We start from the raw sequence: 13121 nt of genomic DNA, 5'->3' as shown, positions 1-13121 counted from the left end.
AGTGAAATGAGGTGACTCAATGTTAACCGAAAAAAGACATGAAATGATTTTAGATGCCTTGCGCAAGCACCACTTTTTATCGTTGCAACATCTTATTGAATATACAGGGTGTAGTGCTTCAACGATGCGTCGTGATTTGACCAAACTTCAAGAAGAAGGATGGCTCATCCGTGTGCATGGGGGGGCAAAATTAACACAAGCGCAACAAGAATTGGCCTTAGATACGAAACGTACGCAGCACATTGATGAAAAAATACAAATTGCGCAACAAGCTGCCCAATTAATTAAAGATGGAGATTGTATCTACATTGACGCAGGCTCTACGACATTAGAGATGATTGCGCACATCAAGGCGAAAGACATTACTGTTGTCACTAATGGGTTGCCGCATGTAGAAGCGTTAATTAAAAAAGGCTATTTGACAAGAATCGTTGGGGGTTCCATTAAACCTACGACAATGGCTGTTGTCGGAAGCAGAGCGGCCGACAGTCTTAAACATTACTCTTTCAACAAGGTGTTTTTAGGTATTAACGGCATTGATTATGATGCAGGATTGACAACGCCAGACGAACAAGAGGCATTTATGAAAGAAAATGCAATGCGCTATGGTTTACAAACCTACATTTTAGCGGATGCTTCAAAATTTTATCAAAGTTATTTTGCGCGTATTCATACGGAAGAGACACCTATTATCATTACATCAACTAAAGCGTTTGAAAGCCATAATCTTAGCCGTTTTAAAGACGTCTATGAATTTTTAGGAGGAGCATTATGATTTATACAGTGACTTTAAATCCATCCATTGACTATATTGTTTTCTTAGATCAATATCGTCCGGGTGAACTTAACCGTTCGACTTCTACAGCTAAATTTGCTGGTGGAAAAGGGATCAACGTCTCTAGAGTATTGAAGACACTTCAAGTGCCTTCTATAGCATTAGGGTTTATTGGAGGGTTTCCTGGTCGATTTATTAAAAATCAGTTAGAAAATGCAGGTATTGAAACAGATTTTACTGAAGTAAACGAAGACACCCGTATTAATATTAAATTGAAAAATGAACAAGAAACCGAGATTAATGCGGCGGGCCCATCCATTTCTGAAGCACAATTCCAATCTTTACTTCAACGTATTCAACAAACGACACCCGAAGATATTGTTGTATTAGCGGGAAGTGTACCGAGCAGTTTACCTCAAACGACTTACGAAAAAATTGCGAAAGTTGTACAACAAACGGGGGCTCAACTCGTTGTTGATGCAGAAAAAGGCTTAATGAAAGGGATTTTGAAATATCGTCCCTTATTTGTAAAACCGAATCAGCATGAGCTAGAAGAAATGTTCGAGGTGAAAATGAGTAGTGACAAGGAGATTGTACATTACGCCTCACGTCTCCTTGAAGAAGGGGCACAAGCCGTTCTTGTTTCTCTGGGAGGAGAAGGCGCGATTTATGTGGATGCGCAAAACGCCTTTAAAATCACAGCGCCAAAAGGTGAAGTGATCAATACAGTAGGCGCTGGGGACAGTACAGTGGCAGGTATGCTTGCTGGAAACGCTTCAAAGCTACCAATTGAACAACGATTAAAACTTGCCATTGCTTCAGGTTCAGCAACAGCATTTAATGACGATTTAGCCGAGTTACAAGCCATTCAATCATTACAATCACAGGTGTCAGTGACACCCATTCATAAGGAGGGGTAACATGAGAATTACTGAGTTACTCACAAAAGAAACCATCGCAATGGATTTAAGTGCAACAGATAAAAATAGCGCCATTGAAGAACTTGCGAGTCAATTAGAAAAAGCTGGAAAATTAAATGATTTAGCAAGCTTTATTGAAGGAATAAAAAATCGAGAAAGTCAAAGCTCCACAGGTATCGGTGAGGGGATTGCCATTCCACATGCCAAAGTAGCCGCTGTAGACCAACCTGCCATCGCCTTTGGTAAATCTAAAGCAGGTATTGATTATGACAGTTTAGACATGCAACCTGCGCATCTCTTTTTTATGATCGCAGCGCCTGAGTCAGGAGCACAAACGCATTTAGATGCTTTAGCGAAATTATCAGGGATTTTAATGGACGAAGGTATACGTGGAAAACTGTTGGAAGCAAATTCACCCGAAGAAGTTTTAGCGATAATCAACCAAGCAGACGACGAAGCCACAGAAGAAGAAACAGAAGAGGTAGCAACAACTGCACCAAGCAATGACAATGAACCTTATGTCCTCGCAGTAACCGCATGTCCGACAGGTATCGCCCATACTTTCATGGCACGCGATGCACTCAAAAAACAAGCAGAGCAAATGGGCGTTAAAATGAAAGTTGAAACAAATGGTGCGGGCGGTGTGAAAAATACTTTAACAGCAGATGATATTGAACGTGCCACAGGAATTATTGTAGCTGCAGACGTCCATGTTGAAACGAATCGTTTTAATGGTAAAAACGTGGTACAAGTCCCTGTTGCAGATGGGATTAAACGCCCAGAAGCCCTAATTCAAACAGCACTGGATACAAGTCGTAAACCATTCGTTGCTGACGACGCTAAACAGACTTCAGATGCTAATGAAGAAAAACTAGGTGTAGGCAAAACGATTTATAAACATTTAATGAATGGTGTTTCGAATATGTTACCTCTCGTTATTGCCGGAGGTATTTTGATGGCCATCGTTTTTATGATTGGTCCAAACTCATTTGATCCGAAAAGCTCTGAGTATAATGCATTTGCCGCTAGTCTTTGGGAAATTGGAAACAAAAGTGCATTTGCGCTCATTATTCCTATTTTAGCTGGATATATTGCACGTAGTATCGCTGATAAGCCTGGCTTTGCCGCTGGTTTAGTAGGGGGTATGCTCGCCGTAACAGGGGGTTCTGGTTTCATTGGTGGGATTATTGCAGGTTTCTTAGCAGGTTATCTCACACAAGGGATTAAAGCGCTCACTAAAAACTTCCCACAAATGTTAGAAGGATTAAAACCAACATTAATTTATCCTATTTTTTCTGTACTCATTACAGGATTATTAATGATTTATGTATTTAACACACCGGCATCTTGGCTCAATAGTGCGCTACAAAATGGCTTAAATGGTCTTTCTGGATCTAATATTGTTATTTTAGGCATTGTTATCGGTGCAATGATGGCTATCGATATGGGTGGCCCATTCAACAAAGCCGCTTATGTGTTCAGTACAGCTGCTTTAACAGCGGGGAATGCAGCGCCGATTACTGCCGCAATGGTAGGCGGAATGGTACCACCAATCGCAATTGCCATCGCAATGATGCTATTTAAACGTAAATTCTCTAAAGCGCAACGTGGTTCAATAGTTCCTAACATTGTGATGGGCGCTTCCTTTATTACAGAAGGTGCCATCCCATTTGCGGCTGCCGATCCAATACGCGTTATTCCATCTATGATGGTCGGTTCAGGTGTGGCGGGTGGACTTGCCTTATTATTCGGTTCACGCATCCAAGCCCCACATGGTGGTATTTTCGTTATCTTTGGTACAGATTGGAGTCATTCGTTATTTACAATTATTGCGATTCTAATCGGATCAATCATAAGTGCAGTGCTTTACGGCATCTTGAAAAAAGATACTGAAAAATTAACAACATCAGATTTAACTTAAATAAATCGCGTCAAAAATCTGTGCTGAAAAGTACTTAAACGAAACTATAGATATCCATCATAATAAGTTAAGATGTAGCGGTCATTTTATGTGACCAAGCCATCAAGGTTTACTCTCGGGTGAATTTTGATGGCTATTTTTATAGCACTGAAAGGTCAGTAAGTGGAGGGGTAACGCACATTCGTGAATAAATAAAATTTTTGCCTTAATGTTCTATGTGCATTTAGAAGCATTTCATTTAGTAGGGAGTAAAAAATAAAGTCGTTTTATCAGGTCATGTGTGTTGATAGTATTATTTCACTAAAAATTATGCTATGATAGAATTAATATTTTTGCGTCTGGAGGGAGCTCAATGGGAAGGATTTAACATCAAGATACGCTAAAGTTCTACGCATGAAATTATTGATGTCATCGCCTTTAATTGAGCGATGCAAAAAAACGGAGGTGAATCCCTTTCTATAAGGGAACTAATTGGATAGTACGACCATATTATATTTAACAATATTTGTAGCATTAATTGCTTTAACCACTGTATTTGTAGGCTCTGAATTTGCGTTAGTTAAAGTGCGCGCATCACGAGTTGAACAACTGATTGCTGAAGGTAACGGCAATGCAAGAATATTGAAACGCATGATTTCAAATTTGGATTATTATTTATCCGCATGTCAACTTGGAATTACAGTCACATCCCTTGGTTTAGGGTGGTTAGGAGAACCGTTATTTGAACGTATTCTACACCCTGTAGTGGAGTTACTGCATTTACCAGATGCGCTTGTCGCAACAATTTCAATTGTGACAGCCTTTATTATCGTGACGTATATTCATGTGGTAGTAGGGGAACTTGCGCCTAAAACGTTAGCCATACAATATACAGAGAATATTGCGTTACTTTATGCTCGACCACTCTATATTTTTGGTTTTATTATGAAACCCCTTATATGGGTGATGAACGGCTCTGCCCGTTTAATTATTCGCCTATTTGGAGCAGATCCAAATGCGGGTAACGATGCGATGTCAGAAGAAGAACTTAAAATCATTATGAACAACAGTTATCATGGTGGGGAGATTAACCAAACAGAATTGGCTTACATGCAAAATATCTTTTCATTTGATGAGCGTCACGCCAAAGATATTATGGTACCTAGAACACAAATGATTACATTAAATGAGCCGTTTAATGTCGACGAATTATTAGAAACCATCAAAGAACATCAATTTACACGTTATCCAATTACAGAAGATGGAGATAAAGACCATATTAAAGGATTCATTAATGTTAAAGAATTTTTAACAGAATATGCATCTGGCACACCGATTAAAATTGCCAACTATATTCATGAGTTACCAATGATATCTGAAACAACGCGTATCAGTGATGCGTTGATTCGTATGCAACGAGAACACGTGCACATCAGTTTGATTATTGATGAGTACGGTGGAACAGCAGGTATATTGACGATGGAAGATATCCTTGAAGAAATTGTCGGTGAAATTCGAGATGAGTTTGATGATGACGAAGTGAATGATATCATTCAATTAGACGATCAAATATATCAAATTAACGGTCGTGTCTTGTTAAGTGATCTCGAAGACGAGTACAATATTGAATTTGAAGACTCTGAAGATATTGATACTATCGGAGGTTGGCTACAATCACAAAACACAGAATTAGAACAAGACGAATATATTGATACAAAATATGATCGTTGGGTCGTTTCAGAAATTGAAAACCATCAGATTATAAATGTCTTGTTACGTTATGAATATAACGGAGAACGTCCTCGTTTGAGTGAAGAGGATGAAGAAGAGACACAAGAAGAAACAACAGAAAAATAATGATGTAAAGCGGGCGCACTATGTCGATGAGGCATAAGAAGCGCCCGCTTTGACTTTATGTAAAATATGGCAATGAAATTTAATAGAACAAATTGGAGGACATACGGCTAATTTAATTTTGAAATGCTAGCCACGCTGAGATAAATTTTAAACTGAAATTAAGAATTGTATTTCCTTTTTTGTAGGCGAAATGGGTAAATTCTTGTTATAGTTAAGAGAAGAGTGTGAAAAGGACAATCCTCTAAAAGTAAGAGGTGCTTATTACAATAAAGCAGATTTTTTTTAGGTCCTCACACTTGAGAAAAATAGATAGTAGGTGCACTATAATGAAATTGAGAGTCATCGTGCCATGTTATAACGAGACAGAAATAATTCAACAAACGATTTCAAAATTAACATCTATATTAGATGATGCCTCGAAGAAAAAATCTTTTGAATATGATTTATTATTTGTAGATGATGGAAGTAAAGATGATACTATTGAAATTTTACAAAATGCTGCAGCCACTCTTCCGACAGTGAAGTATCTTTCTTTCAGTCGAAACTTCGGCAAAGAGTCGGCCATGATAGCAGGATTTGAACATAGTACAGATTGTGATGCTGTGGTCATGATTGATGCAGATTTACAACATCCACCTGAGTTAATTCCTGAGATGGTCGATGTTTATCGCGAAGGTTATGATCAAGTGATTGCTAAACGTAATCGAGATGGTGAAAAAGCTTCACGAAAATGGATCACACGCGCGTACTATAAAATGATTAATTACTTTGTAGAAGATATTCATTTAGAAGATGGTGTTGGTGATTTTAGATTGCTCAGCCAACGTGCGGTACAGTCTTTAGTGAGTTTGAGTGAATACAATCGCTTTTCTAAAGGTCTGTTCGCATGGATAGGCTACAATACGAAAGTGATTAGTTATAAAAATGTGGAAAGAGAAGCTGGAGAATCGAAATGGTCTTTTGGCAGTTTATTAAATTATGCGATTGATGGACTTATTTCTTTCAATAATAAACCATTACGCACGATGATTTATTTTGGTCTCTTTATTTTTGTAATCAGTATGCTTTATATCGCCTATCTCCTCTTTGATACGATTGCCCATGGCGTTACAGTTCCAGGCTACTTTACAATCATTGCTGCTGTTTTATTTATCGGAGGCATTCAGCTCATCTCGATTGGGGTGATCGGAGAATATATCGGACGTATATACTACGAAGTCAAACAGCGTCCAAAATATATCGTTCAAACCTCAAATCTTCAACCACCGAAGATGCATCAAGATGAGGAGCTAGGACATAATTAATTTCATGTATTTGATTGTTCCATAAAGCCTCGCTTTTCTGGGAGCATTACAGAAATCTATCTAATTTCGTAGTAATGCCTGCCGGTGCTTGAAGACGTTAGGAATGTAATGAGTTACGTCTTCAGTACACCTATGAACATACGTGAATAGGTGGTCCTTTACATTGAGGAAAGCTTAAAAAGCGCATGCTCAATCCAGTCAGCTACTGCCACTATTTTTATTGTAGTCAGCAAAAAATCTTAAAATGGATTTTAGGTTTCAGCTAGATGCCTCAGAAGTCTCGGCTTAGGAATCAATCAAAATTACTATATTTATTCACAATCCTAAAGTTATAAATTTTACTTTACCAATTCAATTTTATTGAATTAAGTTATATCAAAATAGCCATCCAAATTTACCTGACTATAAATTTGGATGGCTTTCTAATTATTGGTAATCTTTATGTCCCAACCCCCTAAATACACATTCATGAAGTGGGAGTGTATATTGAACGAAGCTTAAAATCTGATACGCAATCTAGTCAACGACTGCCTAACCTCAATTTTTTCGCTTCTGATAAAATGCTTTAGTAGATGTGGCTTAGAAGTCGGATTAAATTTGCTGTATTTGTGGTCGTTATAAAATTGATTTGATAATTCTTTTCCGCTCATTTAAATTGTATTAAAATAGCCCTCAAAGTTTATCTGAAGGTAACTTTTGAGGGCTTTCTAATTGGAGTTGGAGTTATGTATTATCCCGAATAATTATAGAACCAAAAAAACGGTCAGTGAGCGCATCACTGACCGTTGAATTCTATAGCGTTACATATTATCTTTTTTTACCGCGTAAAGCACCTAAAATTAAAGATACGATTACGATAAGAATAATTGAACCAATTAAAGCTGGTAAAATGTATACGCCACCTAATGATGGACCCCAGTGGCCAAGAATTGCTGTACCTAAAGCTGAACCAACAAGACCAGCAATGATGTTACCAATGATACCCCCTGGGATGTCTTTACCGAGGATTGCACCTGCAGCCCAACCGATAAGTCCACCGACGATTAACATTAAAATAAAGCCCATGTATATAACCTCCTTTGTATCTAAGCTAGTGTCTTGATACTTATACCACGTTTAAAGTGTGTCTAATCATCAATTTTTAATTTTTGTATAACTTTTCTAAATTAATTACAACAAAAAAGCCAAAATAGATGATAACAATGATGTACCATAACGGCGTTAAAATAGATAAGGTTACCAGACCAATGAGCATAAACAGCGTACCCTCCCAAACGGGATGACGCACTTTAATTTTTTGATAAAACGATTCATAACGTGGTGAATGAAACGTGCTGGAGAAAAATAAAATTCCTCCAAAAATAAAGATGGTAGGTGCTGCAAATGGGACAGACATATAATAAGATTGATCGCCTGTTTGGTATGTAATGATTAACCCAATGCTTACCATAATTGTAAAAATCGTCATTAGAAACTTTTGTTGATGCACTTTATAAGGGGAGACTTGATGGTCTAAATAAAAATGTAAAATGGTCCACACAATAAACATGAACATGGCCGCTAATGATATGAATGTAATTTTACTTAATAGAATTTGATTAATGACACTATTGATAGCAATAGCCAATAGTACACTACTAAATCTAAAAGATTGATAGTGATTTTTATGTAAATCAAATGCTAACACTATAAAGATGACGACGATGTTCAAAATGACAAAAAGGACCATTGTGTTCTCCTATCTTTTTAATTCATCTTTTCATTATAACAATAAGATGTAGAGATAGCATGCGAAATGGTCCTCTTTTTATTAATTTGGTTATTTATAATTTATACACCTTTTTTGTTGCTCCACAATAAGGTATGAAGTTGAGGCAATACGTAAACATTATTCATAGAGGCATCTGTCATTACACGATCTATCAACGTTTCGTAGCGCATAAGCAATTTATCTGTATGATGATCGACTTCCTCTTGTAAAAAGGGGTTTCCCACTTGTAAATAAAAGGGAAGATGAGGGTATCTTTGATGGATGCTTTGTGCGAAGGTGTAGTCTGCTTCATCGAACACAACAACTTTAAGGTTTAAAGTGGACGTCACACATTGTTCTATCACCTTATCTAATACCTCTAAATTTTGGTGCATCCCAGAACTTGGAGGTTTAGGAGAGATAGTGAGATCGTCAATTTGTCGCATCCACGGTTGAAATTTACTTCCTTGAGTTTCTAGCGCAGTGTAAATTTGATGCGTTTGCAAAAGGTCGACAAGGGATTGAATGCCTTTAATTAAAGCAGGGTTACCCCCTGAAATCGTCACATGATTAAAGTAATCTCCGCCGATCGTTTTAAGTTCCTCATAAATTGCTTCAGGTGTCATAAGGCGAATGTCCTCTTTCGCACTGCCATCCCACGTAAACTTAGAATCACACCAACTACAGCGGAAATCACACCCTGCTGTACGCACAAACATTGTTTTTCTTCCAATGACCCGGCCTTCGCCTTGTATGGTAGGTCCAAAAATTTCTAGTACAGGTATTTTAACCATGCTGATGCTCCTTTTTACGTGGACGGTAGACGACATAACTCGAAGGGGTTTCTCTTAAAAAGACTTGAAGACACGTTGGATTGTGCTTAAGCGTCGCTAAATGCGCTTCTACCATCTCATAAATCGTCTGAGCTACGACTTCTGTTGAAGGAGATTTCCCTTCAAAATGAGCCAAGTCATTTAAAAGATAATGATCGAATTGATCATGTACGAGTTGTTTAAGCGTACTAAAATTAACTAAAAAGCCTAAGTCATCTAACTGGTCTCCCGCAATTGTTAAATTGACGAAATAGGTATGACCATGAATACGTTGGCATTTTCCAGCGCGTGCATCTGGAATCGCATGGGCAGCTGAAAAATTAAAATCTTTATTCAGTTCAAAAACATAGTCGTGTGAAACTTGAGGATAGGTTTGATGCATCATGAATGACTCTCTCCTTTCTCAGCTAAATAAGCGTCTAAACCGTTTTGTCTTAATTGGCATGCAGGACATGTGCCGCAGCCTTCTGCGATAATACCGTTATAACAAGTTAAAGTATTGTGACGAATATAATCAAGTGCGCCCAGTTCATCGCTCAACGCCCATGTTTCTTTTTTATTGAGCCACATCAATGGGGTGTGAATGACAAAATCTCGATCCATCGCAAGACTCATCGTCACGTTCATCGATTTGATAAAGGCATCTCGACAATCTGGATATCCTGAAAAATCCGTTTCGCAAACGCCTGTGATAATGTGTTTGGCATTGATTTGATAGGCGAGTGCACCAGCAAAAGATAAAAATAGCAAGTTTCGCGCAGGGACAAATGTGTTAGGGACGTCATTTGAAGTATCGATGGCCATATCATGAGAAGTTAAAGCATTCGGTGTAAGTTGGCTGAGTAAAGACATGTCTAAAACATGATGTTTTAAACCTTGTTCTTGCGCAATATTTTTGGCGACGTCAATTTCTTGTGAATGACGTTGACCATATTCGAAGGTCACAAGTTCCACTTCTTTAAAATGGGTTTTGGCGTAAAAGAGACATGTCGTGCTATCTTGTCCGCCACTAAAAACGACAAGTGCTTTTTCGTTTTGAAGCACTTCAGACATAAAAAACCGCTCCTTTGTATTTAGAAGCTCCTAATGTAATCGTCTTAATCTGTAAGATGTCATCTTTGTCCATAAAAAAAGCCTGTCTTCTCTAAAAAGACAGACAGGACTAGACCGTTTAGCAGGGAGAAAAAATACTATCTTTCATCCCTATCGGGTGTCTAGTTTTTTATAGAGGGTTAAATGCTAGGAACCTCTGTCTTTAGTTACGTTCCATACTTTAATACATTTAAGTTCAGAAATCAAGGTGCAAAAACGGTTAATCTCTTTGTCAATCTCCGATACATCTGTGATAATAGATTTATTATTAATTTAAATGAGGCGAATGTACATGATAGTGATGATAGATAATAAAGATTCGTTTACATATAATGTGGTGGATTTGCTAAATGAAGCAACGATGTGTCAGATTGAGGTGATAGATATCAGTCATGTCAATGTCACGCAACTTAAAGAAATGCAACCGCAAGCTATTGTGATTTCTCCAGGTCCTGGCACGCCGAGAGATTACCCTATACTCTTTGAGGTATTACAACAATTCGAATCTCAATGTCCAATTTTAGGTGTTTGTTTAGGCTTTCAGTTGATTTGTGAGTATTACGGGGGAGATATTATTAAAGCGCCGTGGCCAGTACACGGGCATACGACGGAGATGTTTCATAACCAAATGGATTTGTACGAAGGTCTACCCTCGCCTTTTAAAGTCATGCGCTATCATTCCTTAATGGTGGATGCTGACACGGTGCATGCTCCTTTAGTCATTGCTGGACAAAATGAAGAGGGGATTATTATGGGAGTAAAACATGAAAATTATCCAATTTATGGTGTGCAATATCACCCTGAATCCGTATTATCAGAATACGGACGGGCACAAATGATTAATTTTTTGAGTAAGGTCGGTGTTCAACATGGTTGTCACATTTAATTTTCAATATTATCACGATGCGCATCATAGTGACAAAATCAATTTAACCTTTGATACGCCAGTACATCGTTTTATTGCTAAACGATGTAAGGCTGTCGGGGAAGTCATCGATCAAGCCGAATATTACCAAAAAGAAGGCTACTATGTCGCTCTTTATTTACCTTATGAAGCGGCGAAGTATTATAATGATAGTTTTAAATTAAAAGATCCGGAAAACGGGATATATGCCGCATGTTATGTCTTTGAACACCCTGTGACTGAACACAATTACGAGAAGAAAACGGTTGTGAATCAGCCCCTCGCTTTTCGTTTTACAGAATCTAAAGCGCAAATTCAGCACCAAATTGAACGCATTCAACAAGAAATTATCGAAGGACAAACGTATCAAGTCAATTATACAACGCGCCTTGAAGCACCTATTACGATGGGGATTCAAGCTTTATACCAACAACTCACCACACAGACTAACGGACATTATACGGCGTTATTTGATACTGATGAAATACAAGTAGCTTCTATTTCGCCAGAGTTGTTTTTTCAGATGGGTCCCTTTGATGAACATGAAAAAATGGTCGTCAGTAAGCCTATGAAAGGGACGATGCCTAGAGGGAATACAAAAGCAATAGATGATGAACATAAACAAGCGCTTGAAACCTCTGAAAAAGACCGCGCAGAAAATGTGATGATTGTCGATTTGTTGCGTAATGATATTACGAGAATCGCACAACCAGGGACGATTCGGACACCCCGACTTTTTGATGTAGAGCGTTATCCCACTGTCTTTCAAATGACGTCAATGGTAATCGGTGAAGTTGCTGATAACAAATCATTAAACGATGTATTGGGGGCATTGTTTCCGTGTGGCTCCATCACAGGTGCGCCAAAAGTGAATACGATGCGTATCATTCACGAACTAGAGGCTTCACCAAGACATATCTATTGTGGGACACTGGGACTTTGTTTACCGGATGGTCGCGCTATTTTTAATGTGCCGATTCGCACTGTACAATATTTAAATGAAAAAGCGGTTTACGGTGTGGGCGCTGGGATTACAATAGATTCAGATAGTGCGAAGGAATATGCAGAATTCCAAGACAAAACTAAAATTTTAGAGGGATAAATTATGGAACTCTTTGAAACAATGCGTTTAGAAGAAGGTACATTTAAACGAGAGAGCTATCATTTTCAAAGGCTGAAACGTGCAAGTGAAGCGTTTCAATTTAATTTTAATGACATCAAATGGAACGAGTTCATGACAGAAATTTCCACTTTGCTCCCGACTGGAACGCACCGTATTAAAATTAGTTTGAAACAAGAAGGGACATTTCAATTCGAGCATGCGCCACTTCCGCCGACTGAGCAAATGACGGCAGGCTTACAACAGATTTGTTCCAACACGCCGACGTGGCAGCGCATTTATAAAACGACGGAGCGAGATTATTTAAAACATACACACGAGACGCAACTGATTCTACTTTATGATACTAATGATAAAATTTTAGAATTTGATATTGGAAATGTTGTTGTCGAATATGAAGGTCGATTTTATACACCCCCCTATGAAAAAGATTTTTTAAAAGGATGTATGCGTCAAAGTTTACTAGACCAACAGCAACTGATAACAAAACATATGACATTAGCTACCATGAGGCAATTTTTAAATCAAGGTGGTAAACTATGGATGATTAACAGTTTAAGAGGATGGGTGCCTGTTAAACTTATTAATGTATAGAGGTGGGCGACATGCTTCTTTTATATTTGGTTTCCATCATTGTTGTGTTGTGGATAGGACAAAGAATAAATC

General features: G+C 38.1%; 13 protein-coding genes. 8 read left to right on the top strand and 5 right to left on the bottom strand.

The features are described from left to right. Positions 1 to 19: 19 nt before the first annotated feature. From G8Y84_RS06530 to G8Y84_RS06510, 5 genes are all read left to right on the top strand, one after another. Complete coding sequence (locus G8Y84_RS06530; protein WP_105962939.1) at positions 20 to 775, top strand: DeoR/GlpR family DNA-binding transcription regulator; 756 nt, start codon at positions 20 to 22, stop codon at positions 773 to 775. Further along, positions 772 to 1695: a 1-phosphofructokinase gene (gene pfkB / locus G8Y84_RS06525; RefSeq protein ID WP_107363567.1), complete on the top strand. Its 924-nt coding sequence runs from the start codon at positions 772 to 774 to the stop codon at positions 1693 to 1695. Before G8Y84_RS06530 ends, pfkB begins: the two co-directional genes overlap by 4 nt. A gap of 1 nt (position 1696) precedes the next feature. Beyond that, a complete protein-coding gene (locus tag G8Y84_RS06520; RefSeq protein ID WP_105962941.1) occupies positions 1697 to 3616 on the top strand; it encodes a PTS fructose transporter subunit IIABC in 1920 nt (639 codons plus the stop codon). 471 nt (positions 3617 to 4087) lie between these two features. After that, positions 4088 to 5452 carry a hemolysin family protein gene (locus G8Y84_RS06515; protein WP_037572605.1) on the top strand — a complete coding sequence of 455 codons (1365 nt, stop codon included), beginning with the start codon at positions 4088 to 4090 and terminating at the stop codon, positions 5450 to 5452. A gap of 326 nt (positions 5453 to 5778) precedes the next feature. Further along, positions 5779 to 6756 (top strand): glycosyltransferase family 2 protein, encoded by a 978-nt coding sequence (locus G8Y84_RS06510; protein WP_037572604.1) that lies wholly within the window; start codon positions 5779 to 5781, stop codon positions 6754 to 6756. Positions 6757 to 7563: 807 nt separating this feature from the next. Here the strand turns inward: G8Y84_RS06510 and G8Y84_RS06505 are convergent. From G8Y84_RS06505 to queC, 5 genes are all read right to left on the bottom strand, one after another. After that, positions 7564 to 7821, bottom strand: a complete 258-nt coding sequence (locus G8Y84_RS06505; RefSeq protein WP_037572603.1) for a GlsB/YeaQ/YmgE family stress response membrane protein — start codon at positions 7819 to 7821, stop codon at positions 7564 to 7566. A gap of 76 nt (positions 7822 to 7897) precedes the next feature. Next, positions 7898 to 8485: a hypothetical protein gene (locus G8Y84_RS06500; protein WP_037572602.1), complete on the bottom strand. Its 588-nt coding sequence runs from the start codon at positions 8483 to 8485 to the stop codon at positions 7898 to 7900. Between the two features lie 101 nt (positions 8486 to 8586). Further along, positions 8587 to 9300 (bottom strand): 7-carboxy-7-deazaguanine synthase QueE, encoded by a 714-nt coding sequence (gene queE, locus G8Y84_RS06495; protein ID WP_037572599.1) that lies wholly within the window; start codon positions 9298 to 9300, stop codon positions 8587 to 8589. Continuing rightward, positions 9293 to 9724 (bottom strand): 6-carboxytetrahydropterin synthase QueD, encoded by a 432-nt coding sequence (gene queD / locus G8Y84_RS06490; RefSeq protein ID WP_105962945.1) that lies wholly within the window; start codon positions 9722 to 9724, stop codon positions 9293 to 9295. The genes queE and queD overlap by 8 nt, the downstream gene beginning before the upstream one ends. After that, entirely contained in the window at positions 9721 to 10392 is a 672-nt protein-coding gene (gene queC, locus G8Y84_RS06485; protein ID WP_037572593.1) for a 7-cyano-7-deazaguanine synthase QueC, read from the bottom strand. The genes queD and queC overlap by 4 nt, the downstream gene beginning before the upstream one ends. Positions 10393 to 10723: 331 nt before the next feature. Here queC and G8Y84_RS06480 point away from each other — a divergent pair, with 331 nt between their 5' ends. The 3 genes from G8Y84_RS06480 to G8Y84_RS06470 are packed head-to-tail and all read left to right on the top strand — an operon-like array spanning position 10724 to position 13049. Then, positions 10724 to 11317 (top strand): anthranilate synthase component II, encoded by a 594-nt coding sequence (locus tag G8Y84_RS06480; RefSeq protein ID WP_037572590.1) that lies wholly within the window; start codon positions 10724 to 10726, stop codon positions 11315 to 11317. Then, entirely contained in the window at positions 11301 to 12437 is a 1137-nt protein-coding gene (locus G8Y84_RS06475) for an anthranilate synthase component I family protein (protein ID WP_165806201.1), read from the top strand. The genes G8Y84_RS06480 and G8Y84_RS06475 overlap by 17 nt, the downstream gene beginning before the upstream one ends. Positions 12438 to 12440: 3 nt before the next feature. Continuing rightward, on the top strand, positions 12441 to 13049 hold the full coding sequence (locus tag G8Y84_RS06470) for an aminotransferase class IV (RefSeq protein ID WP_165806200.1): 609 nt from the start codon (positions 12441 to 12443) through the stop codon (positions 13047 to 13049). Positions 13050 to 13121: the final 72 nt, after the last annotated feature.

Origin of the sequence: Staphylococcus sp. 11511212, from assembly GCF_011394755.1 — a bacterium.
GTDB classification, from domain to species: domain Bacteria; phylum Bacillota; class Bacilli; order Staphylococcales; family Staphylococcaceae; genus Staphylococcus; species Staphylococcus chromogenes.
This window is presented reverse-complemented; position numbering and strand designations above follow the sequence as displayed.